Raw genomic sequence first — 20,483 nt, 5'->3', positions numbered from 1 at the left:
GGCGCGCGGGGTGAGGCGGTGAGGCCGCACCCCGTTGGCGCCGAAAGAGTGTCGCGCAGTGGCGCGGCGCTTGGCAGGGCCTCACTCGTGAAACGAGGATAAAGACATGAAAGCTTTGCTCGACTTGTTCAAGCAGGTGACCCAGGAAGAAGAATTCGATGCCATCCGCATCGGCCTGGCCTCGCCCGACAAGATCCGTTCGTGGTCGTACGGTGAAGTCAAGAAGCCTGAAACCATTAACTACCGTACCTTCAAGCCTGAGCGCGATGGCCTGTTCTGTGCCCGCATCTTCGGGCCGGTCAAGGACTACGAGTGCCTGTGCGGCAAGTACAAGCGCCTCAAGCATCGTGGCGTGATCTGCGAGAAGTGCGGCGTTGAAGTCACGCTCAGCAAGGTGCGCCGTGAGCGCATGGGCCATATTGAACTGGCTTCGCCGGTTGCCCATATCTGGTTCCTGAAGTCCCTGCCCAGCCGTCTGGGCATGGTCTTGGACATCACCCTGCGCGATATCGAGCGGGTGCTGTATTTCGAAGGCTTTATCGTCATCGAACCGGGCATGACACCGCTGCAACGCGGCCAGCTGCTGTCGGAAGACGACTACCTGGCCAAGGTGGAAGAATACGGCGACGAGTTTGTCGCGTTGATGGGTGCCGAAGCGGTGCGCGAACTGCTGCGCACGCTGGACATCAACAACGAGATGGAAACCCTGCGGCATGATCTGCAGAACACCGGTTCCGAAGCCAAGATCAAGAAGATCGCCAAGCGCCTGAAGGTGCTGGAAGCCTTCCAGAAGTCGGGCATCAAGCCTGAGTGGATGATCATGGAAGTGCTGCCGGTGCTGCCGCCGGAACTGCGTCCGCTGGTCCCGCTGGATGGCGGCCGTTTCGCCACCTCCGACCTGAATGACCTGTATCGTCGCGTCATCAACCGTAACAACCGTCTCAAGCGTCTCTTGGAGCTGAAGGCCCCTGAAATCATTGTGCGCAACGAAAAGCGCATGCTGCAGGAAGCTGTCGATTCGCTGCTGGACAACGGTCGTCGCGGCAAGGCCATGACCGGCGCCAACAAGCGTCCGTTGAAGTCGCTGGCTGACATGATCAAGGGTAAGGGTGGTCGCTTCCGTCAGAACTTGCTGGGTAAGCGCGTCGACTACTCGGGCCGTTCGGTCATCGTGGTGGGCCCGACCCTCAAGCTGCATCAGTGCGGCCTGCCCAAGAAGATGGCGCTGGAGCTGTTCAAGCCTTTCATCTTCCACAAGCTGGAAGTGCTGGGCCTGGCTACCACCATCAAGGCGGCCAAGAAGCTGGTTGAGCAGGAAGTACCGGAAGTCTGGGACATCCTGGAAGAAGTCATACGCGAGCATCCGGTTCTGCTGAACCGTGCGCCTACGCTGCACCGCCTGGGTATCCAGGCGTTCGAGCCGGTGCTGATCGAAGGCAAGGCCATCCAGCTGCATCCGCTGGTTTGTACTGCCTTCAACGCCGACTTTGACGGTGACCAGATGGCTGTACACGTGCCGCTGTCGCTGGAAGCACAGATGGAAGCCCGCACCCTGATGCTGGCCTCCAACAACGTGCTGTCGCCAGCGCACGGCGAGCCTATCATCGTGCCGTCGCAGGATATCGTGCTGGGTCTGTACTACATGACCCGTGAGCGTATCAATGGCGTGGGCGAAGGCCTGCGCTTCGCTGATCTGGAAGAGCTGCTGCGTGCCTACGAAACCCGCCAGGCCGAGCTGAATGCCCGCATCAGTGTGCGCCTGAAGGATTGGTACAAGGACGAGAGCGGCGAATGGCAATACAAGCTGGTGCGTCGTGAGACCACGGTCGGTCGCGCCATTCTGTCGGAGATCCTGCCCAAGGGCCTGCCTTTCGAGAACGTCAATAAGGCGCTCAAGAAGAAGGAAATCTCCAAGCTGATCAACGCTTCTTTCCGTCGTGTCGGCCTGCGTGAGACGGTCATCCTGGCGGACCGCCTGATGTACACCGGTTTCACCTACTCGACCCGCGCTGGCCTGTCCATCTGCGTGGACGACATGCTGGTGCCGGCCGAGAAGGCGACGCTGCTGGCCGAGGCCGAGCGTGAAGTGAAGGAAATCGAAGCCCAGTACACCTCGGGTCTGGTGACCCAGGGTGAGCGCTATAACAAGGTCGTGGATATCTGGGGCCGCTGTGGTGACCAGGTTGCCAAGACCATGATGGCCCACCTGGGTAAGGAAAAGACGGTAGACCGCGAAGGCAAGACGGTAGACCAGGAATCGTTCAACTCCATCTACATGATGGCCGACTCCGGTGCACGGGGCTCGGTGGCGCAGATTCGCCAGTTGGCCGGTATGCGGGGCCTGATGGCCAAGCCGGACGGCTCGATTATCGAGACGCCGATTACCACCAACTTCCGCGAAGGCCTGACGGTTCTGCAGTACTTCATCTCGACTCACGGTGCCCGTAAGGGTCTGGCCGATACCGCGCTGAAGACCGCCAACTCGGGTTACCTGACCCGTCGTCTGGTCGATGTGACGCAGGATCTGGTGGTGACCGAGGACAACTGCGGTACCAAGAACGGCGTGGCTATGAAGGCCGTGGTGCAGGGCGGTGACGTGATCGAAGCCTTGCGCGACCGTATCCTGGGACGTGTGGCTGCCATCGACGTGATCGATCCGGCTACCCAGGAAACCGTGTACGAAGCCGGCACCCTGTTGACCGAAGATATCGTTGAGCGCATCGAAGCCCTCAGCATCGATGAAGTGAAGGTGCGTACGCCGCTGACCTGCGAAACCCGCTACGGTCTGTGCGCGCAGTGCTATGGCCGCGATCTGGGCCGTGGTCAGCGCGTCAACGTGGGCGAGGCTGTCGGTGTGATCGCGGCGCAGTCCATCGGTGAGCCGGGTACCCAGCTGACCATGCGTACCTTCCACATCGGTGGTGCCGCTTCGCGTGCTGCGTCGGCCAGCCAGGTGGAGACCAAGTCCAATGGTAAGGTCGGCTTCGCCGGTACCATGCGTTATGTCACCAACACCAAGGGCGAGCAGATCGTCATTACCCGTTCGGGTGAAGTGGTGGTGTTCGACGATGCTGGCCGTGAGCGTGAGCGTCACAAGGTGCCGTACGGCGCGACCCTGATGGTCAACGATGCCCAGTCCATCAAGGCCGGAGCCGTGCTGGCGACCTGGGATCCGCATACGCGCCCCATCATTACCGAGTACGCCGGTCAGGTGCGCTTCGAGAACGTCGAAGAAGGCGTGACCGTGGCCAAGCAGATCGATGAAGTGACCGGTTTGTCCACCCTGGTGGCGATTGATCCCAAGCGCAAGGCTGGCGCGACCAAGAGCGTCCGTCCGCAGATCAAGCTGCTGGATGAGAACGGCGTGGAAGTGAAGCTGGCTGGATCCGATGCTGCGGTGAACATCACCTTCCAGGTTGGCGCCATCATTACCGTGAAGGATGGCCAACAGGTGGGTGTGGGTGAAGTGCTGGCCCGTATCCCGCAGGAATCGGTGAAGACCCGTGACATTACCGGTGGTCTGCCGCGTGTGGCCGAGCTGTTCGAAGCCCGTTCGCCGAAGGATGCCGGCATGCTGGCCGAAGTGACTGGTACCTCGTCGTTCGGCAAGGACACCAAGGGCAAGCAGCGCCTGATCATCACCGATCTGGACGGCACGCCGCATGAGTACCTGATACCGAAGGACAAGCATGTGCTGGTTCACGACGGTCAGGTGGTGAACCGTGGCGAAACCATCGTGGACGGCCCGGCCGACCCGCACGACATCCTGCGCCTGCAGGGTATCGAGACGCTGGCTCGCTACGTCACCGAAGAAGTGCAGGAAGTGTACCGTCTGCAGGGCGTGAAGATTAACGACAAGCACATCGAGGTGATCGTTCGCCAGATGCTGCGTCGTGTGGTGATCGCCGATGCCGGTGATTCCGACTTCATCATGGGTGAGCAGGTCGAGCGGGCCGAAGTGCTGGAGGCGAATGACAAGCTGATCGCCGCCAACAAGCAGCCGGCCGTATTCGACAACATTCTGCTGGGTATCACCAAGGCCTCGCTGTCGACGGATTCCTTCATCTCGGCCGCTTCGTTCCAGGAAACCACGCGTGTCCTGACCGAAGCCGCCATCATGGGCAAGCGTGACGAACTGCGTGGCCTGAAGGAAAACGTGATTGTGGGTCGCCTGATACCAGGCGGCACGGGTCTTGCCTACCACAACAACCGTCGTCGTCAGAAGGCAGGCCAACTGCCAGGCATGACCGAGATGGTTGCTGCGGTTGTCGATGCAGAACCCAGCCAGGAAGAAGTCTGACCCGGTGGCTGCGCAAGCAGCCGCTGGTTGACGTATCGACAACCCTTCCGTCGGCCCTTCACTACAAAAGTGATGGGCGGCGGGAGGGTTTGTTGACATTAAGCGCTTGATTTACCTATAATCCGCGCTCTTTTGTGGGGGCGGCCCCTCGTGCGTCTTGCGCGAGGCACGCCATTTTTTACTTTTGGGAAAAAGATAATGCCAACCATCAACCAGCTCGTCCGTAAAGGACGTGTGGCGGAAACGGCCAAGAGCAAGGTTCCTGCGCTCGAAGCCTGCCCGCAAAAACGCGGTGTTTGCACTCGCGTGTACACCACGACCCCGAAGAAGCCTAACTCGGCTCTGCGTAAGGTCGCCAAGGTTCGCCTGACCAACGGTTTCGAAGTGATTTCGTACATCGGCGGTGAAGGCCACAACCTGCAGGAACACTCGGTCGTGCTGATTCGCGGCGGTCGTGTGAAGGACTTGCCAGGTGTGCGTTATCACACCGTGCGCGGCTCCCTGGATACCGCTGGTGTCAAGGACCGTAAGCAGGCTCGTTCCAAGTACGGCGCGAAGCGTCCGAAGGCTTAATTCGCCTGGGTTGGGTCGCGAGCCCGGTCTTGCTCGTTCAAGACATTCGCGACGACGGCGTAGCGCCCCTGTGCGCATCGTCGAGTAAGTGACCAATCCATCGGGATGGTCGCGAGCGCAAAATTTCTTGCGCTCAACTGAATACTACTGAGGTTGAAACATGCCACGTCGTAGAGAAGTACCCAAACGCGAAGTATTGCCGGATCCAAAGTTCGGTAGCGAAGAACTGTCCAAGTTCATGAACGTCGTCATGCAGGATGGCAAGAAGTCGGTTGCCGAACGCATCGTTTACGGCGCGCTGGAAATCGTTGAAAAGAAGACCGGTAAGGCCCCCCTTGAGGTGTTCTCCCAAGCCCTCAACAACGTGAAGCCGGTCGTTGAAGTGAAGAGCCGTCGCGTCGGTGGTGCAAACTACCAGGTGCCGGTTGAAGTGCGTCAGACCCGTCGTATGGCGCTGGCCATGCGCTGGCTGCGTGAAGCTGCCCGCAAGCGCGGCGAAAAGTCGATGGGTCAGCGTCTGGCTGGCGAATTGCTGGATGCGGTCGAAGGCCGTGGCGGCGCGATGAAGAAGCGTGACGAAGTGCACCGTATGGCTGAAGCCAACAAGGCCTTCGCCCACTATCGCTTCTAATTCACCCTTTTAAGCAAAGGTATTGGCTGTGGCACGCATTACACCCATTGAACGCTACCGGAACATCGGTATTAGCGCGCACATCGACGCGGGTAAAACCACGACGACTGAGCGTATTCTTTTCTACACCGGTGTGAACCACAAGATCGGTGAAGTGCACGATGGCGCCGCCACCATGGACTGGATGGAGCAGGAGCAGGAGCGTGGTATCACGATCACCTCCGCTGCGACCACCACGTTCTGGAAGGGCATGGCTAACCAGTTCGAGCAACATCGCATCAACATCATCGATACCCCCGGTCACGTCGACTTCACCATCGAGGTGGAGCGTTCGATGCGCGTGCTGGACGGTGCTTGCATGGTTTACTGCGCTGTGGGCGGTGTTCAGCCCCAGTCGGAAACCGTTTGGCGTCAGGCCAACAAGTACAAGGTGCCGCGCTTGGCCTTCGTGAACAAGATGGACCGTCAAGGTGCCAACTTCTTCCGCGTGGTTGAGCAAATGCGCCTGCGTCTGCGCGCCAATCCGGTGCCTATCGCGATTCCTATCGGCGCTGAAGATGGCTTCACCGGCGTGGTTGACCTGTTGAAAAACAAGGCCATCCTGTGGGACGAAGCTTCGCAGGGCATGAAGTTCGACTACGTCGATATCCCGGCTGACCTGGTCTCTGTCGCTGCCGAATGGCGCGAAAAGATGATCGAGGCGGCTGCCGAGTCGTCGGAAGAGATGATGAACAAGTACCTGGAAACGGGCGAGCTGACCGAAGACGAAATCGTCGCCGGCCTGCGCGCACGTACCCTGGCTTGCGAAATCCAGCCTATGCTGTGCGGTACCGCCTTCAAGAACAAGGGCGTGCAGCTGATGCTGGACGCTGTCATCCAGCTGCTGCCGTCGCCGGTTGATGTGCCGCCGGTTGAAGGTGTGGATGATCGTGATCAGCCCGACACCCGTCAGGCTTCCGATGAGGCGCCGTTCTCGGCGCTGGCCTTCAAGCTGATGAGCGACCCTTACGTCGGTCAGCTGACCTTCTTCCGCGTTTACTCTGGCGTCGTCAATACTGGCGATACCGTGATGAACTCGGTCAAGGGCAAGAAGGAGCGGATGGGCCGTATCGTTCAGATGCACGCCAACAACCGTGAAGAAATCGCGGAAGTTCGTGCTGGCGATATCGCTGCCGGTATCGGTCTGAAGGATGTGACGACGGGTGAAACCCTGTGTTCGCCTGATCACGTCATCACCCTGGAGCGCATGGTATTCCCTGAGCCGGTGATCCACGTTGCCGTTGAGCCTAAGACCAAGGCTGACCAGGAGAAGATGGGCGTTGCCCTGAATCGTCTGGCCAAGGAAGATCCTTCCTTCCGCGTGCGTACCGACGAAGAGACCGGCCAGACCATCATGTCGGGCATGGGCGAATTGCACCTGGAAATCCTGGTGGATCGCATGAAGCGCGAATTCGGCGTGGAAGCGAACGTGGGTGCCCCGCAAGTGGCCTACCGCGAAACCATCACCAAGACCGCCATCGACATCGAAGGCAAGCATGCCAAGCAGTCGGGTGGTAAGGGTCAGTACGGCCATTGCGTGATCACTGTCGAGCCTTCGGGCGAAGGCAAGGGTTACGAGTTCGTCGACGAAATCAAGGGCGGTACCATCCCCCGCGAATTCATCCCGTCGGTGGACAAGGGTATCCAGAACACGCTGAAGTCGGGCGTGCTGGCTGGCTTCCCGGTGGTTGACGTTCGCGTTCGCCTGACCTTCGGTTCCTACCATGACGTTGACTCGTCGCAGATCGCCTTTGAACTGGCCGGCTCGCTGGCCTTCAAGGAAGCCATGCGCCGCGCCGGTCCCGTGATCCTCGAGCCTATGATGGCCGTTGAAATCGAGACGCCGGAAGAGTACATGGGCGACATCATGGGTGACATCTCGTCGCGTCGCGGCATGCTGCAAGGCATGGACGACAACCCTGCTGGTGGCAAGATGGTCAAGGCGGAAGTGCCTCTGTCCGAGATGTTCGGTTACTCGACCACCCTGCGCTCCATGTCGCAAGGTCGTGCTACCTACTCGATGGAATTCAAGCACTACTCCGAAGCGCCTAAGAACGTCGCTGAAGCCATCATCAACAAGAAGTAAACCGACTGCCGGGCCAATGGCCCGGCGGTTGTAAACCCAATTCAAGACTAAGGATAGAAGCAATGGCAAAGGAAAAGTTCGAGCGGACTAAGCCGCACGTAAACGTTGGCACCATCGGTCACGTTGACCACGGCAAGACCACGCTGACCGCCGCGATCACCACGATCCTGTCGAAGAAGTTCGGCGGCGAAGCCAAGGGCTACGACCAGATCGACAGCGCGCCAGAAGAAAAGGCCCGCGGTATCACCATCAACACCGCGCACGTCGAGTACGAAACCGAAAACCGCCACTACGCTCACGTTGACTGCCCCGGCCACGCCGACTACGTCAAGAACATGATCACCGGCGCAGCCCAGATGGACGGCGCTATCCTGGTGGTATCGTCGGCTGACGGCCCCATGCCGCAGACCCGCGAGCACATCCTGCTGGCCCGTCAGGTTGGCGTGCCTTACATCATCGTGTTCATGAACAAGGCCGACATGGTCGACGACGCCGAGCTGCTCGAGCTGGTCGAAATGGAAGTCCGTGAACTCCTGAGCAAGTACGACTTCCCCGGCGACGACCTGCCCATCATCAAGGGTTCGGCACTGAAGGCCCTGGAAGGCGACCAATCGGAAATCGGCGAACCCGCCATCTTCCGTCTGGCCGAAGCCCTGGACAGCTACATCCCCACCCCTGAGCGTGCCATCGACGGCGCCTTCCTGATGCCCGTGGAAGACGTGTTCTCGATCTCCGGTCGCGGTACCGTGGTGACCGGTCGCGTTGAGCGCGGCATCGTCAAGGTCGGCGAAGAAATCGAAATCGTCGGTATCAAGCCCACCGTCAAGACCACCTGTACCGGCGTGGAAATGTTCCGCAAGCTGCTGGATCAAGGTCAGGCTGGCGACAACATCGGCGCGCTGCTGCGTGGTACCAAGCGTGAAGACGTCGAGCGTGGCCAAGTGCTGGCCAAGCCGGGTTCGATCACCCCGCACACCAAGTTCTCAGGTTCGGTCTACGTGCTGAGCAAGGATGAAGGCGGCCGTCACACCCCGTTCTTCAACGGCTATCGCCCGCAGTTCTACTTCCGTACCACCGACGTGACCGGTGCGGTTGAGCTGCCAGCTGGTACCGAAATGGTGATGCCAGGCGACAACGTTGAAGTGGTTGTTGCCCTGATCGCTCCGATCGCCATGGAACAAGGTCTGCGCTTCGCTATCCGCGAAGGCGGCCGTACCGTTGGCGCCGGTGTGGTTGCCAAGATCATCGAGTAATGGTCACTGGGTGGGCCATCAGGCCCACCCTTGTTCTTTCATGTTGTCCAGGCAACCATCCGGTTGTCTCGCTCTTTAGGAAAAATCATGGCTAACCAAAAGATCCGCATCCGCCTCAAGGCTTACGACTACGCACTGATCGATCGTTCCGCCCAGGAAATCGTCGACACTGCCAAGCGCACTGGCGCTGTGGTCAAGGGCCCGGTTCCGCTGCCCACCAAGATTGAACGTTTCGACGTGCTGCGTTCGCCGCACGTGAACAAGACCTCGCGCGACCAGCTCGAGATCCGTACCCACCTGCGCCTGATGGATATCGTGGACCCGACCGACAAGACGGTTGACGCCCTGATGAAGCTGGATCTGCCGGCTGGTGTGGACGTAGAGATCAAACTGCAATAATTTCTTGCATAAAACCAAGACGTTGCAGTATCATCGCGGGCTCGCTGTAATGGCGAGCCCGCTTTGTATCTATTGCTGCCGTAAGGTGGCGGTGCAAGGCAGGTAGTTTCGTTCGATGCAGGCCGCCCTGCGCGGCTTGCGATGATCGCCGGCCAATCGTAGCTGGCCCTTTTAAAAGGAAAGAACGATGAGCTTAGGACTTATCGGGCGCAAGGTCGGCATGACCCGCGTGTTCGTCGAGGATGGTGCTTCCATCCCGGTGACCGTGCTGGATCTGTCGTCCAATCGCGTCGCGCAAATCAAGACTCCTGAAGTAGATGGCTATGCCGCTGTGCAAGTCACCTTCGGCGAGCGTCGCGCCAATCGTGTCAACAAGGCTGAAGCCGGTCACTTTGCCAAGGCAGGTGTCGAGGCTGGTCGTGGTCTGCACGAGTTCGCGCTGACGGCTGACGAGCTGGCCAAGTTCCAGCCTGGCAGCCAGATCACCGTTGAAATCTTCACCGTGGGTCAACTGGTCGATGTGACCGGTACCTCCCAGGGTAAGGGTTTCTCGGGTGCTATCAAGCGTCACAACTTCAGTTCGCAGCGTGCCTCCCACGGTAACTCCGTGTCGCACAACGCTCCTGGTTCGATCGGTATGGCGCAGGATCCGGGTCGTGTATTCCCCGGTAAGCGCATGGCTGGTCAGTACGGTAACGTCAAGAGCACCGTGCAAAACCTGGAAGTGGTTCGTGTTGACGCCGAGCGTGGTCTGTTGCTCGTCAAGGGTGCCGTTCCCGGCTCCAAGGGCAACGACGTTGTCGTGCGTCCCAGCGTGAAGGCAGGTGCGTAATGGAACTGAAAGTCATCAATGCAAGTGGCCAAGCCGCTGCCAGTGTGACCGCTTCCGACGCGCTGTTCGGTCGCGATTACAATGAAGCCCTGGTTCACCAGGTTGTCACCGCCTACCTCGCCAATGCCCGTAGCGGCAACCGTGCCCAAAAGGGCCGTAGCGATGTGGCCAAGTCCACCCGCAAGCCGTGGCGTCAAAAGGGTACGGGCCGTGCTCGTGCCGGTATGGCGTCCAGCCCGCTGTGGCGTGGTGGTGGCAAGATTTTCCCGAGCTCCCCTGACGAAAACTTCACCCAGAAGGTCAACCGCAAGATGTATCGCGCTGGCCTGGCGACCATCCTGTCGCAACTGGTGCGCGAAGAGCGTCTGGTGGTGGTTGACGGCTTCACCGCCGAAACCCCGAAGACCAAGGCATTTGCTGCCAAGCTGGCTGCCATGGGTCTGAACGAGCGCACCCTGATTGTCACCGACAATCTTGACGAGAACCTGTACCTGGCCTCGCGCAATCTGCCCAACGTGCTCGTGCTCGAGCCGTCGCAGGCCGATCCGGTCAGCTTGGTTCGCTTCAAGAAGGTGCTGGTCACCCGCGAGGCGCTCAAGCAAATCGAGGAGATCCTGGCATGACTCAGCTGAATCAAGATCGTCTGCTGCAGGTACTGCTGGCTCCGGTGATCTCTGAAAAGAGCACGCTGGTTGCTGAGAAGTACGAGCAAGTGGTTTTCCGCGTCGTCAGCGATGCGACCAAGCCGGAAATCAAGGCTGCGGTTGAGTTGCTGTTCAAAGTGCAGGTCGAATCCGTCCAAGTCACCAATGTGAAGCCGAAGCAAAAGCGTTTCGGCCGTACCACTGGCTGGCGCAAGGGCTGGAAGAAGGCCTACGTTGCCCTTAAGCCCGGTCAAGAAATTGACCTCCAGGCTGCACAGTAAGGAGAACGACGATGCTGGTAAAAGTTAAGCCCACATCCCCCGGTCGCCGCGCCGTTGTCAAGGTTGTCAGCCCTGAGCTGCACAAGGGCAAGCCGCACGCTGCCCTGGTGGAAAGCCAAAGCAAGAACGCCGGTCGTAACAATCGCGGTGTGGTTACCGTTCGCCATCAAGGCGGCGGCCACAAGCAGCACTACCGCCTGATCGATTTCCGTCGCAACAAGGATGGCATTGTTGCCACCGTTGAGCGTCTGGAATACGACCCTAACCGTACCGCCCACATCGCGCTGCTCTGCTACGCTGATGGCGAGCGTCGCTACATCATCGCTCCGCGTGGCCTGAAGGCCGGCGCGCAAGTGGTGAGCGGCCCGGAAGCGCCGATCAAGGCGGGTAACACCCTGCCGCTGCGCAACATCCCGGTCGGTAGCACCATCCATTGCATCGAAATGCAACCTGGCAAGGGCGCGCAGATTGCTCGTTCGGCCGGTGCTTCCGTGCAATTGCTGGCTCGCGAAGGTGCCTACGCCCAGCTGCGTCTGCGTTCCGGTGAAATCCGCAAGGTGCACGTCGATTGCCGCGCCACCATCGGTGAAGTCGGTAACGAAGAGCACAACCTGCGCAAGATCGGTAAGGCCGGTGCCAATCGCTGGCGTGGTATTCGTCCGACCGTTCGCGGTACGGCGATGAACCCGATCGATCACCCGCACGGTGGTGGTGAAGGTCGCACTGGTGAAGGTCGTGTGCCGGTTAGCCCGTGGGGTACCCCGACTAAGGGTTACCGTACCCGCAGCAACAAGCGCACCGACAATATGATCGTGCGCCGCCGGTATTCGAATAAGGGGTAATTAGACATGGCTCGTTCCGTTAAAAAAGGCCCGTTCGTCGACGCTCATCTGCTCAAGAAGATTGAAGCAGTGCGTGCGACCAACGACAAGCGCCCGGTAAAGACCTGGTCCCGTCGCTCCACCGTGCTGCCCGACTTCGTCGGTCTGACCATCGCGGTGCACAACGGCAAGCAACATGTTCCCGTGTACATCAACGAGAACATGGTCGGTCACAAGCTGGGCGAATTCTCGCTGACCCGTACGTTCAAGGGTCACGCTGCCGACAAAAAAGCCAAGAAGTAAGGTGCCGCCATGCAAACTTCCGCTATTTTGACTGGCGCACGCCTGTCGGCTCAGAAAGCTCGCCTGGTCGCTGACCTGGTGCGCGGCAAGCCGGTTGAGCACGCCATCAACATTCTGACCTTTAGCCCTAAAAAGGGCGCGGTCATCATCAAGAAGCTGTTGCTGTCGGCGATTGCAAATGCCGAACACAACGATGGCGCCGATATTGACGCCCTCAAGGTGACGACCATTTATGTGGACAAGGGGCCTTCCCTGAAGCGTTTTGCCGCACGTGCCAAGGGCCGTGGCAACCGCATCGAGAAGCAAACCTGCCACATCACCCTGACCGTGGGCGAATGAGGACGATATGGGACAGAAAATTCATCCGATTGGCTTCCGTCTAGCCGTCAACAAGAACTGGGCCTCGAAGTGGTATGCGAATAGCAAAAACTTCCCGGCCATGCTCGCCGAAGATATCAAGGTGCGCGAGTTCCTGAAGAAAAAGTTGTCGCATGCCTCGGTTGGTCGCATCGTTATCGAGCGTCCGGCCAAGAACGCCCGCATTACCATTCACAGCGCCCGTCCGGGTGTGGTGATTGGCAAGAAGGGTGAAGACATCGAGATCCTGAAGCGCGACCTGGTCAAGCTGATGGGTGTGCCGGTGCACATCAACATCGAAGAAATCCGCAAGCCGGAAACCGATGCACAAGTGATCGCTGATTCCATCGCTGCCCAGCTGGAAAAGCGCGTGATGTTCCGTCGTGCCATGAAGCGCGCGATGCAGAACGCCATGCGTCTGGGTGCCCAGGGCATCAAGATCATGTCGTCGGGTCGTCTGAACGGCATCGAAATCGCCCGTACCGAATGGTATCGCGAAGGCCGTGTGCCCCTGCACACCCTGCGCGCTGACATCGATTACGCGACGTCTGAAGCCAAGACCACCTACGGCATCATTGGTATCAAGGTGTGGGTGTACAAGGGTGACGTGAAGGCTGGCCAGGAAGTGGCCGCTCAGCCGGAACAAGCCGAACGCAAGCCGCGAAAGGGACCTCGAAATGCTGCAGCCAACTAGACTCAAGTACCGCAAACAGCAGAAAGGCCGTAACACCGGCGTTGCTACCCGCGGTAACAAGGTTAGCTTCGGCGAGTGGGGCCTGAAGGCCGTTGGCCGTGGTCGTCTGACCGCGCGTCAAATTGAAGCCGCTCGTCGCGCCATGACCCGTCACATCAAGCGTGGCGGTCGTGTGTGGATCCGCGTATTCCCGGATAAGCCTATCTCTTCCAAGCCCGCCGAAGTTCGGATGGGTAATGGTAAGGGTAGCCCGGAATACTACGTTGCCGAGATTCAGCCTGGTAAGGTGCTGTATGAGATGGACGGTGTGGACGAGACTCTCGCCCGCGAAGCCTTCCGTCTGGCCGCCGCCAAGCTGCCAATCGCGACGACTTTCGTAACCCGACATGTGGGGCAGTGAGATGAAAGCGACTGAATTGCGTAACAAATCGGTCGATGAGCTCAAGACCGAGCTCACCTCGCTCCTGAAGGCCCAGTTCGGCCTGCGCATGCAGCTGGCTACCCAGCAGCTTGCCAAGACCAGTGAACTGAAGCGCGTTCGCCGCGATATCGCGCGCGTTCGCACCATCCTGGCTCAGAAGGTGGCGTAAATGACCGAGACCAAACTGAAGCGTTCGCTGACCGGCCGTGTGGTCAGCAACAAGATGGACAAGACCGTGGTTGTGCTGGTTGAGCGTAAGGTTAAGCACCCGCTCTACGGCAAGATCATCCGTCTGTCGAAGAAGTACCATGCGCACGATGAAACCAACGCCTACGGCGAAGGTGACATGGTGACCATCGAGGAAACTCGTCCTCTGTCCAAGACCAAGTCCTGGATCGTGACCAGTCTCATCGAGAAGGCGCGTACTGCCTAATCAAGTGATCTGATCACTTTTTTAGCGTAAGTGCTTGTCAGGGCATTCTGCATATCGTAGAATGCCCTGCTGTTTATCCTTCGTCCGAAATGGTGTTCCATCATTTCGGTGTCGGAGTTTTATCCCTATCGGGGTCCAAAACTGGCCGTTGTGCCGTGGTTTGCTACGGCGCTGCCGGGTATGCCGGCGGAATTGACGGGTTAAGTTGGAGGTTTGTTTCCATGATTCAAATGCAATCCATGCTGGATGTTGCTGACAACACCGGTGCGCGCTCTGTTATGTGCATCAAGGTGCTGGGTGGCTCCAAGCGTCGTTACGCTTCGGTGGGCGACATCATCAAGGTGAGTATCAAGGACGCCGCACCGCGTGGCCGCGTGAAGAAGGGCGACGTTTATAACGCCGTCGTTGTTCGCACTGCCAAGGGTGTTCGTCGTGCCGATGGTCAGCTCATCAAGTTTGATGGCAATGCCGCCGTGCTCCTCAACAACAAGCTTGAGCCGATCGGCACCCGCATCTTCGGGCCGGTGACGCGTGAACTGCGCACCGAGCGCTTCATGAAGATCGTCTCGCTCGCGCCAGAAGTGCTGTAAGGGGTACGCGCATGAATAAGATTCGTAAAGGCGACGAAGTCGTCGTTATCACTGGCAAAGACAAGGGCAAGCGCGGCACCGTCCTGCGTGTTCTCGTCAATGACAAGGTTATCGTTGAAGGTATCAACGTCGTGAAGAAGCACCAGAAGCCGAACCCGGTTCGTGGTGTTGCTGGCGGCGTGGTGGACAAGACGATGCCGATCCAGGTTTCCAACGTAGCCATCTTCAATAAGGCGACCCAGAAGGCTGACCGCGTCGGCTTCAAGTTGCTCGACGACGGCAAAAAAGTTCGCGTGTTCAAGTCGAACGGCGAAGTGGTCGGGGGCTAAACATGGCACGCTTGCAAGATTTCTACAAAGAAACCGTCGTTCCGCAGCTTACTGAAAAGTTCGGCTATACGTCGATCATGGAAGTGCCGCGCATCGAGAAGATTACTGTCAACATGGGTGTTGGCGAAGCTGTGGCCGATAAGAAGGTCATGGAACACGCCGTTGGCGATCTGACCAAGATCACCGGCCAAAAGCCCGTCGTGACCCTGTCGAAGAAGTCGATTGCCGGCTTCAAGATTCGTGACAACTACCCGGTTGGCTGCAAGGTCACCCTGCGTCGCGATCGTATGTATGAATTCCTGGATCGTCTGGTGACCATCGCCCTGCCGCGCGTGCGCGACTTCCGCGGTGTATCGGGCAAGTCCTTTGATGGCCGTGGTAACTACAACATGGGCGTCAAGGAACAGATCATTTTCCCGGAAATCGAGTACGACAAGATCGACGCCCTGCGTGGTATGAACATCACGATTACCACCACCGCGAAGACCGACGAAGAAGCCCGTGCGCTGCTCGCCGCGTTCAAGTTCCCGTTTAAGAACTGAGGTTTGCCATGGCTAAACTCGCTTTGATCAACCGTCAAGAGAAGCGCGAAAAGCTGGTGGCGAAGTTTGCCGCCAAGCGCGAACAGCTGCTGGCAATCATCAACGACCAGAACCTGAGCGACGAAGAGCGCTTCGCCGCCCGCCTGAAACTCCAGGCCCTGCCGCGCAACGCCAACCCGACCCGTCTGCGTAACCGTTGTTCGGTTACCGGTCGTCCGCGTGGTGTGTTCCGCAAGTTCGGCCTCGGCCGTAACAAGCTCCGTGAGATCGCCATGCGTGGTGAGATCCCCGGTGTTGTCAAGGCCAGCTGGTAAGGAGATCACGAATGAGTATGCATGATCCCATCGCCGATATGCTGACCCGCATCCGTAACGCTCAGCGTGCGGACAAGCCGTCGGTAACGATGCCCTCCTCCAAGATCAAGGTAGCCATCGCTACCGTGCTGAAGGATGAAGGTTATATCGAAAACTTCGCCGTGACCGGCGATGAAAAGAAGCCCCAGCTCGATATCGAGTTGAAGTACTACGCCGGCCGTCCGGTTATCGAGCGCATCGACCGCGTTTCGAAGCCTGGTCTGCGTATCTACAAGGGCGTGAACGATATCCCCAAGGTCATGAACGGCCTCGGTATCGCCATTGTCTCCACCTCCATGGGTGTGATGACTGACCGCAAAGCACGCGCCCAGGGTATCGGTGGCGAGCTGCTCTGCTTCGTGGCGTAAGGAGTAGAACATGTCCCGCGTAGCTAAAAATCCAGTCGTTCTGCCTGCCGGCGTTGAAGTCAAGATGGCCGGTGGTGAGATTGTTGTTAAGGGCCCGCTCGGTACCGCATCGCGTCCTCTGGATAGCGCTGTCGAGATCGCTGTCGAAAACAACGCTCTGGTCTTCAAGGCAGTTGATGAAAGCAAGCACTCCCGCGCCATGTCCGGCACGATGCGTGCTCTGCTGAACAACATGGTAACCGGCGTCTCCAAGGGCTTTGAGCGCAAGCTCAACCTGGTGGGCGTGGGTTATCGTGCCCAGGCTCAAGGTGAAGTTCTCAATCTGACGCTGGGTTTCTCTCACCCTGTCGCGCACAAGATGCCGGCTGGTGTGAAGGTGGAAACCCCGACGCAGACCGAGATCCTCCTGAAGGGTGTCGACAAGCAACAGGTTGGTCAGGTTGCCGCCGAGATTCGCGCATACCGTGCTCCAGAGCCCTATAAGGGCAAGGGTGTACGTTATAGCGACGAAGTGGTGGTCCTGAAAGAAACCAAGAAGAAGTAATCGAGGCTGAAATCATGGACAAGAACGAAACTCGCTTGCGCAGGGCCCGCAAAACCCGTGCCCGCATTGCCGGCTTGAAAGTGGTGCGCCTTTCGGTTCATCGCACTAACAGCCATATCTACGCCCAGGTCATTGATGAGACCGGCGGTAAGGTGCTGGCCAGCGCGTCGACCCTGGAAGTGGATGTCCGTAAGGACATCGCTAACGGTGGCAACATCGCTGCTGCAGCTGCTGTTGGTAAGCGTATCGCCGAAAAGGCGAAGGCTGCCGGCGTAAGCGCCGTTGCCTTCGACCGCTCGGGCTTCCATTACCATGGCCGCGTCAAGGCTTTGGCCGACGCCGCTCGTGAAGCCGGCCTCGAATTCTAAGGAGTAATCATGGCGAAGTCAGAAATCGAAGATCGCGGCGACGGCCTGCGGGAGAAGATGATCAGCGTCAACCGCGTCACCAAGGTGGTGAAGGGTGGCCGGATCATGGGTTTCGCCGCACTGACCGTGGTCGGTGACGGTGATGGCCGTATTGGCATGGGCAAGGGCAAGTCGAAAGAAGTGCCCGTGGCTGTGCAAAAGGCAATGGAAGAAGCCCGCCGCAAGCTGGTGAAGATCAGCTTGAAGAACGGTACCGTTCAGCACGCAGTCGTTGGCAAGCACGGTGCTACCACCGTGTTCATGCAGCCTGCCGCTGAAGGCGCTGGTATCAAGGCCGGTGGTCCGATGCGCGCTGTGTTCGAGGTGATGGGCGTGACCAACATCTCGGCCAAGTGCCACGGTTCTACCAATCCTTACAACCTCGTGCGTGCCACCCTGGACGGTTTGTCCAAGCTGCGCAGCCCGGCTGAAGTTGCTGCCAAGCGCGGTAAGGCCATCGAGGACATCCTGGGGGCCGAGGCAAATGGCTAATTCCAAGATCAAGGTAACGCTCGTCAAGAGCCTGATTGGCCGTCTCGAAGCGCACAAGGCGTGCGCTCGTGGTCTGGGTCTGCGTCGCATTCGCCAAACGGTGGAAGTGATCGATACCCCGGAAAACCGCGGCATGATCAACAAGATCAGCTATCTGCTGAAAAGCGAGGGCTAAATGGAACTGAATACGATCAAGCCCGCTGATGGTGCCAAGCACGCTTCCAAACGTGTAGGCCGCGGCATAGGCTCTGGCCTGGGCAAGACTTGTGGCCGTGGTCACAAGGGTCAGAAGTCGCGTTCGGGTGGTTTCCACAAGGTAGGCTTCGAAGGCGGTCAAATGCCTTTGCAACGTCGCCTGCCTAAGCGTGGTTTCAAGTCGTTGACCAAGGGTCACACGGTTGAGCTGCGTCTGGACGACCTGAACAAGCTGCCGGTTGAAGAAGCTGACTTGCTGGTGTTGAAGCAGGCTGGCCTGGTACCGCAAGGTGCCAAGGCTGCCAAGCTGATCCTGGCTGGTAAGGTGGAGAAGGCTGTCAAGCTGCGTGGTGTGTCGGCAACTGCTGGCGCCCGTGCTGCTCTGGAAGCCGCCGGCGGCAGCATTGTCGAATAAAGCTTGAGATAGGGCGACTACGTGGCAAATCCTGCGATGGCCAGTACTGCAAGCAAGTATGCAGATCTGAAAAAACGAATCTTGTTCCTCATAGGTGCTTTGATCGTTTATCGCATCGGTGCGCATATCCCTATACCAGGTATTGATCCGATAGCCTTGGCCAAGCTCTTCGACATGTCGCAGAGCGGGGCTGGGCTGCTGAACATGTTCAACATGTTCTCGGGCGGTGCCTTGTCCAGGGCAACGGTGTTTACCATCGGCATCATGCCGTATATCTCCGCTTCTATCGTCGTTCAGCTGGGTTCGGAAGTCGTGCCCAAGCTGAAGGAATTGAAGAAGGAGGGTGAGGCAGGTCGTCGCAAGATCACGCAGTACACGCGTTATCTGACCGTGGTTATCGCTGTTGCACAAAGCTTCGGTGCGGCAAGTTGGGCGCTCAATTCTCAGTTGGTTGTACCTGGTGTCAGTGGTGCGGAGTTCTACTTCACTACCGTGCTGACCCTGGTGACCGGCACGATGTTTTTGATGTGGCTGGGTGAGCAGATCACCGAGCGTGGCCTGGGTAACGGTATCTCCATCCTGATCTTTGCGGGTATTGCCTCTGGCATACCGGCATCCATAGGTCAGACCCTGGAGCTGGCCAACCAAGGTGCGCTGCCTGTACTGCTGGTGTTAGCCCTGGGTGCCGGCGTGGTCTTGCTGACCGCTGCCGTGGTGTTTGTGGAACGTGGTCAGCGCAAGGTGCTGGTGAGCTATGCCAAGCGTCAGGTGGGCAACCGCGTGATGCAGGGTCAGAATACCCATCTGCCACTCAAGCTGAACATGGCTGGTGTCATACCGCCGATTTTTGCTTCGAGCATCATATTGTTCCCAGCTACCCTGATGTCCTGGGGTGGCGAGTCCAGCTTCTTCTCTTGGTTGAAGCCGGTCGGCTCCATGTTGCATCCTGGTCAGCCGCTGTATGTGATGCTTTATGCAGCTGCCATCATCTTCTTCTGCTACTTCTACACCGCCTTGGTCTTCAATCCCAAGGAAACGGCCGAGAACCTGAAGAAGAGCGGTGCGTACATTCCTGGCATACGCCCGGGTGAACAGACCGCAAAGTATATTGAGCGTGTGATTCTGCGTCTGACGCTGATCGGTGCGATCTACATCAGCATCATCTGCCTGATTCCGGAGTTCCTGCTCCTGCAGTGGAACCTGCCGTTCTATTTCGGCGGTACTTCACTGTTGATCGTGGTGGTGGTAACGATGGACTTCATGGCACAGGTCCAGTCGTATCTGCTGTCTCACCAGTACGAGAGTTTGCTGAAGAAGGCGAACTTCAAGGCTGGCTGATACGAACCTGTGACTAACGATAGATAACCCGAACGAGTCATGTCGAAGGAAGACGTTATTCAGATGCAAGGGGAGGTTCTGGAGAACCTTCCCAACGCGACTTTTCGCGTGAAACTGGAAAATGGTCATGTGGTACTGGGCCATATCTCCGGCAAGATGCGGATGCACTATATCCGTATTCTGCCTGGCGATAAGGTGACCGTGGAGCTGACGCCCTACGATCTATCCCGTGCCCGCATAGTCTTCCGCTCGAAGTGACGCGGTTTTTCATTGAAAGGATAGAGCGATGCGAGTTCAAGCTTCGGTCAAGAAAATATGCCGTAACTGCAAAGTCATACGCCGCAACCGCGTTGTGCGTGTGATCTGCACGGATCCGCGGCACAAACAACGTCAAGGTTAAGCCGCGTCAGTTGCCGTCGGCTGGCGTTTGGTGCTAGAATCCGCAACTTTTTACATCTGGGGTAACGAGAATGGCCCGTATTGCTGGGGTAAACATACCCAATCATCAGCATACCGTCATTGGCCTGCAAGCCATTTACGGGATCGGACAGACTCGCGCTAAGGCCATCTGTGCCATCGCTTCAGTACCTGCTGATCGCAAGATCAAGGACCTGACCGATGCAGAGATGGACAAGCTGCGCGAGGAAGTCGGCAAGTTCACGGTTGAGGGTGACCTCCGTCGTGAGATTACGATGAACATCAAGCGTCTGATGGACCTCGGTTGTTACCGTGGTCTGCGCCATCGCAAGGGCTTGCCCGCGCGTGGTCAGCGCACCCGCACGAACGCGCGTACCCGCAAGGGCCCGCGTAAGTCGATCGCAGGGAAGAAGTAAGCACTTAAGG

30 protein-coding genes are annotated in these 20,483 nt (G+C 58.4%); all 30 read left to right on the top strand.

Annotation, left to right across the window (positions count from 1 at the left end; genetic code table 11):
- Nucleotides 1–106: 106 nt before the first annotated feature.
- The 30 genes from rpoC to rpsM all read left to right on the top strand — a co-directional run bounded on the left by rpoC (nt 107) and on the right by rpsM (nt 20,473).
- A complete protein-coding gene (rpoC, locus tag V7714_RS14585) occupies nt 107–4,300 on the top strand; it encodes a DNA-directed RNA polymerase subunit beta' (RefSeq protein ID WP_335710373.1) in 4,194 nt (1,397 codons plus the stop codon).
- A 198-nt stretch (nt 4,301–4,498) separates the two neighbouring features.
- Nucleotides 4,499–4,873, top strand: coding sequence for a 30S ribosomal protein S12 (rpsL, locus tag V7714_RS14580; RefSeq protein WP_072428335.1), 375 nt, complete (start codon nt 4,499–4,501; stop codon nt 4,871–4,873).
- Between the two features lie 160 nt (nt 4,874–5,033).
- On the top strand, nt 5,034–5,504 hold the full coding sequence (gene rpsG / locus V7714_RS14575; protein WP_284197170.1) for a 30S ribosomal protein S7: 471 nt from the start codon (nt 5,034–5,036) through the stop codon (nt 5,502–5,504).
- Between the two features lie 28 nt (nt 5,505–5,532).
- Nucleotides 5,533–7,629, top strand: coding sequence for an elongation factor G (gene fusA / locus V7714_RS14570; RefSeq protein WP_335710372.1), 2,097 nt, complete (start codon nt 5,533–5,535; stop codon nt 7,627–7,629).
- A gap of 62 nt (nt 7,630–7,691) precedes the next feature.
- Complete coding sequence (gene tuf, locus V7714_RS14565; RefSeq protein ID WP_284197161.1) at nt 7,692–8,882, top strand: elongation factor Tu; 1,191 nt, start codon at nt 7,692–7,694, stop codon at nt 8,880–8,882.
- An 87-nt stretch (nt 8,883–8,969) separates the two neighbouring features.
- Nucleotides 8,970–9,281, top strand: coding sequence for a 30S ribosomal protein S10 (gene rpsJ / locus V7714_RS14560; RefSeq protein ID WP_072428332.1), 312 nt, complete (start codon nt 8,970–8,972; stop codon nt 9,279–9,281).
- Between the two features lie 187 nt (nt 9,282–9,468).
- On the top strand, nt 9,469–10,113 hold the full coding sequence (gene rplC / locus V7714_RS14555) for a 50S ribosomal protein L3 (RefSeq protein WP_284197172.1): 645 nt from the start codon (nt 9,469–9,471) through the stop codon (nt 10,111–10,113).
- A complete protein-coding gene (gene rplD / locus V7714_RS14550) occupies nt 10,113–10,736 on the top strand; it encodes a 50S ribosomal protein L4 (protein WP_284197173.1) in 624 nt (207 codons plus the stop codon). The genes rplC and rplD overlap by 1 nt, the downstream gene beginning before the upstream one ends.
- 5 nt (nt 10,737–10,741) lie before the next feature.
- The gene (rplW, locus tag V7714_RS14545; RefSeq protein WP_284197303.1) at nt 10,742–11,038 is read left to right on the top strand and encodes a 50S ribosomal protein L23; all 297 of its coding nucleotides are present in this window, start codon (nt 10,742–10,744) and stop codon (nt 11,036–11,038) included.
- A gap of 11 nt (nt 11,039–11,049) precedes the next feature.
- Nucleotides 11,050–11,880 (top strand): 50S ribosomal protein L2, encoded by an 831-nt coding sequence (gene rplB / locus V7714_RS14540; RefSeq protein ID WP_284197174.1) that lies wholly within the window; start codon nt 11,050–11,052, stop codon nt 11,878–11,880.
- 6 nt (nt 11,881–11,886) lie between these two features.
- Nucleotides 11,887–12,162: a 30S ribosomal protein S19 gene (rpsS, locus tag V7714_RS14535; protein WP_028446086.1), complete on the top strand. Its 276-nt coding sequence runs from the start codon at nt 11,887–11,889 to the stop codon at nt 12,160–12,162.
- A gap of 9 nt (nt 12,163–12,171) precedes the next feature.
- Nucleotides 12,172–12,501 (top strand): 50S ribosomal protein L22, encoded by a 330-nt coding sequence (rplV, locus tag V7714_RS14530; RefSeq protein ID WP_284197175.1) that lies wholly within the window; start codon nt 12,172–12,174, stop codon nt 12,499–12,501.
- A gap of 7 nt (nt 12,502–12,508) precedes the next feature.
- Nucleotides 12,509–13,213, top strand: a complete 705-nt coding sequence (gene rpsC, locus V7714_RS14525; protein WP_308447043.1) for a 30S ribosomal protein S3 — start codon at nt 12,509–12,511, stop codon at nt 13,211–13,213.
- A complete protein-coding gene (rplP, locus tag V7714_RS14520; RefSeq protein ID WP_335710371.1) occupies nt 13,197–13,613 on the top strand; it encodes a 50S ribosomal protein L16 in 417 nt (138 codons plus the stop codon). Before rpsC ends, rplP begins: the two co-directional genes overlap by 17 nt.
- A gap of 1 nt (nt 13,614) precedes the next feature.
- The gene (rpmC, locus tag V7714_RS14515; RefSeq protein ID WP_284197176.1) at nt 13,615–13,803 is read left to right on the top strand and encodes a 50S ribosomal protein L29; all 189 of its coding nucleotides are present in this window, start codon (nt 13,615–13,617) and stop codon (nt 13,801–13,803) included.
- The gene (rpsQ, locus tag V7714_RS14510) at nt 13,804–14,067 is read left to right on the top strand and encodes a 30S ribosomal protein S17 (RefSeq protein WP_284197177.1); all 264 of its coding nucleotides are present in this window, start codon (nt 13,804–13,806) and stop codon (nt 14,065–14,067) included.
- Between the two features lie 221 nt (nt 14,068–14,288).
- Nucleotides 14,289–14,657, top strand: coding sequence for a 50S ribosomal protein L14 (gene rplN / locus V7714_RS14505; RefSeq protein ID WP_072428322.1), 369 nt, complete (start codon nt 14,289–14,291; stop codon nt 14,655–14,657).
- An 11-nt stretch (nt 14,658–14,668) separates the two neighbouring features.
- Nucleotides 14,669–14,986, top strand: a complete 318-nt coding sequence (gene rplX / locus V7714_RS14500; protein ID WP_284197178.1) for a 50S ribosomal protein L24 — start codon at nt 14,669–14,671, stop codon at nt 14,984–14,986.
- 2 nt (nt 14,987–14,988) lie between these two features.
- On the top strand, nt 14,989–15,528 hold the full coding sequence (rplE, locus tag V7714_RS14495) for a 50S ribosomal protein L5 (RefSeq protein ID WP_284197179.1): 540 nt from the start codon (nt 14,989–14,991) through the stop codon (nt 15,526–15,528).
- 8 nt (nt 15,529–15,536) lie between these two features.
- A complete protein-coding gene (gene rpsN, locus V7714_RS14490; protein ID WP_284197180.1) occupies nt 15,537–15,842 on the top strand; it encodes a 30S ribosomal protein S14 in 306 nt (101 codons plus the stop codon).
- An 11-nt stretch (nt 15,843–15,853) separates the two neighbouring features.
- Complete coding sequence (gene rpsH / locus V7714_RS14485) at nt 15,854–16,249, top strand: 30S ribosomal protein S8 (RefSeq protein WP_284197181.1); 396 nt, start codon at nt 15,854–15,856, stop codon at nt 16,247–16,249.
- A gap of 10 nt (nt 16,250–16,259) precedes the next feature.
- Nucleotides 16,260–16,793 carry a 50S ribosomal protein L6 gene (gene rplF, locus V7714_RS14480; protein WP_284197182.1) on the top strand — a complete coding sequence of 178 codons (534 nt, stop codon included), beginning with the start codon at nt 16,260–16,262 and terminating at the stop codon, nt 16,791–16,793.
- Between the two features lie 14 nt (nt 16,794–16,807).
- Nucleotides 16,808–17,161, top strand: a complete 354-nt coding sequence (rplR, locus tag V7714_RS14475; protein WP_284197183.1) for a 50S ribosomal protein L18 — start codon at nt 16,808–16,810, stop codon at nt 17,159–17,161.
- Between the two features lie 9 nt (nt 17,162–17,170).
- Entirely contained in the window at nt 17,171–17,692 is a 522-nt protein-coding gene (gene rpsE, locus V7714_RS14470) for a 30S ribosomal protein S5 (RefSeq protein ID WP_284197184.1), read from the top strand.
- Nucleotides 17,685–17,867, top strand: a complete 183-nt coding sequence (gene rpmD, locus V7714_RS14465; protein ID WP_284197185.1) for a 50S ribosomal protein L30 — start codon at nt 17,685–17,687, stop codon at nt 17,865–17,867. The genes rpsE and rpmD overlap by 8 nt, the downstream gene beginning before the upstream one ends.
- Nucleotides 17,868–18,302 carry a 50S ribosomal protein L15 gene (rplO, locus tag V7714_RS14460; RefSeq protein ID WP_335710370.1) on the top strand — a complete coding sequence of 145 codons (435 nt, stop codon included), beginning with the start codon at nt 17,868–17,870 and terminating at the stop codon, nt 18,300–18,302. It begins immediately after the preceding gene.
- 36 nt (nt 18,303–18,338) lie between these two features.
- Entirely contained in the window at nt 18,339–19,640 is a 1,302-nt protein-coding gene (gene secY, locus V7714_RS14455) for a preprotein translocase subunit SecY (protein ID WP_290332333.1), read from the top strand.
- 39 nt (nt 19,641–19,679) lie between these two features.
- Nucleotides 19,680–19,898 (top strand): translation initiation factor IF-1, encoded by a 219-nt coding sequence (gene infA, locus V7714_RS14450; protein WP_284197188.1) that lies wholly within the window; start codon nt 19,680–19,682, stop codon nt 19,896–19,898.
- A gap of 28 nt (nt 19,899–19,926) precedes the next feature.
- Nucleotides 19,927–20,040, top strand: a complete 114-nt coding sequence (gene rpmJ, locus V7714_RS14445; protein WP_072428311.1) for a 50S ribosomal protein L36 — start codon at nt 19,927–19,929, stop codon at nt 20,038–20,040.
- A 70-nt stretch (nt 20,041–20,110) separates the two neighbouring features.
- A complete protein-coding gene (gene rpsM, locus V7714_RS14440; RefSeq protein WP_284197189.1) occupies nt 20,111–20,473 on the top strand; it encodes a 30S ribosomal protein S13 in 363 nt (120 codons plus the stop codon).
- The last annotated feature ends 10 nt before the right edge of the window (nt 20,474–20,483 follow it).

It is taken from the genome of Chitinimonas sp. JJ19 (genome assembly GCF_036961565.1).
GTDB lineage: Bacteria > Pseudomonadota > Gammaproteobacteria > Burkholderiales > Chitinimonadaceae > Chitinimonas.
The sequence above is the reverse complement of the archived record's forward strand: the minus strand, read 5'-3'. Positions and strand labels throughout refer to the sequence as shown.

Coding starts and splice junctions, on each gene's coding strand:
- rpoC (WP_335710373.1), top strand. CDS start 107: ATGAAAGCTTTGCTCGACTTGTTCAAGCAGGTGACCCAGGAAGAAGAA.
- rpsL (WP_072428335.1), top strand. CDS start 4,499: ATGCCAACCATCAACCAGCTCGTCCGTAAAGGACGTGTGGCGGAAACG.
- rpsG (WP_284197170.1), top strand. CDS start 5,034: ATGCCACGTCGTAGAGAAGTACCCAAACGCGAAGTATTGCCGGATCCA.
- tuf (WP_284197161.1), top strand. CDS start 7,692: ATGGCAAAGGAAAAGTTCGAGCGGACTAAGCCGCACGTAAACGTTGGC.
- rpsJ (WP_072428332.1), top strand. CDS start 8,970: ATGGCTAACCAAAAGATCCGCATCCGCCTCAAGGCTTACGACTACGCA.
- rplC (WP_284197172.1), top strand. CDS start 9,469: ATGAGCTTAGGACTTATCGGGCGCAAGGTCGGCATGACCCGCGTGTTC.
- rplD (WP_284197173.1), top strand. CDS start 10,113: ATGGAACTGAAAGTCATCAATGCAAGTGGCCAAGCCGCTGCCAGTGTG.
- rplB (WP_284197174.1), top strand. CDS start 11,050: ATGCTGGTAAAAGTTAAGCCCACATCCCCCGGTCGCCGCGCCGTTGTC.
- rpsS (WP_028446086.1), top strand. CDS start 11,887: ATGGCTCGTTCCGTTAAAAAAGGCCCGTTCGTCGACGCTCATCTGCTC.
- rplV (WP_284197175.1), top strand. CDS start 12,172: ATGCAAACTTCCGCTATTTTGACTGGCGCACGCCTGTCGGCTCAGAAA.
- rpsC (WP_308447043.1), top strand. CDS start 12,509: ATGGGACAGAAAATTCATCCGATTGGCTTCCGTCTAGCCGTCAACAAG.
- rplP (WP_335710371.1), top strand. CDS start 13,197: ATGCTGCAGCCAACTAGACTCAAGTACCGCAAACAGCAGAAAGGCCGT.
- rpmC (WP_284197176.1), top strand. CDS start 13,615: ATGAAAGCGACTGAATTGCGTAACAAATCGGTCGATGAGCTCAAGACC.
- rpsQ (WP_284197177.1), top strand. CDS start 13,804: ATGACCGAGACCAAACTGAAGCGTTCGCTGACCGGCCGTGTGGTCAGC.
- rplN (WP_072428322.1), top strand. CDS start 14,289: ATGATTCAAATGCAATCCATGCTGGATGTTGCTGACAACACCGGTGCG.
- rplX (WP_284197178.1), top strand. CDS start 14,669: ATGAATAAGATTCGTAAAGGCGACGAAGTCGTCGTTATCACTGGCAAA.
- rplE (WP_284197179.1), top strand. CDS start 14,989: ATGGCACGCTTGCAAGATTTCTACAAAGAAACCGTCGTTCCGCAGCTT.
- rpsN (WP_284197180.1), top strand. CDS start 15,537: ATGGCTAAACTCGCTTTGATCAACCGTCAAGAGAAGCGCGAAAAGCTG.
- rpsH (WP_284197181.1), top strand. CDS start 15,854: ATGAGTATGCATGATCCCATCGCCGATATGCTGACCCGCATCCGTAAC.
- rplF (WP_284197182.1), top strand. CDS start 16,260: ATGTCCCGCGTAGCTAAAAATCCAGTCGTTCTGCCTGCCGGCGTTGAA.
- rplR (WP_284197183.1), top strand. CDS start 16,808: ATGGACAAGAACGAAACTCGCTTGCGCAGGGCCCGCAAAACCCGTGCC.
- rpsE (WP_284197184.1), top strand. CDS start 17,171: ATGGCGAAGTCAGAAATCGAAGATCGCGGCGACGGCCTGCGGGAGAAG.
- rpmD (WP_284197185.1), top strand. CDS start 17,685: ATGGCTAATTCCAAGATCAAGGTAACGCTCGTCAAGAGCCTGATTGGC.
- rplO (WP_335710370.1), top strand. CDS start 17,868: ATGGAACTGAATACGATCAAGCCCGCTGATGGTGCCAAGCACGCTTCC.
- secY (WP_290332333.1), top strand. CDS start 18,339: ATGGCCAGTACTGCAAGCAAGTATGCAGATCTGAAAAAACGAATCTTG.
- infA (WP_284197188.1), top strand. CDS start 19,680: ATGTCGAAGGAAGACGTTATTCAGATGCAAGGGGAGGTTCTGGAGAAC.
- rpmJ (WP_072428311.1), top strand. CDS start 19,927: ATGCGAGTTCAAGCTTCGGTCAAGAAAATATGCCGTAACTGCAAAGTC.
- rpsM (WP_284197189.1), top strand. CDS start 20,111: ATGGCCCGTATTGCTGGGGTAAACATACCCAATCATCAGCATACCGTC.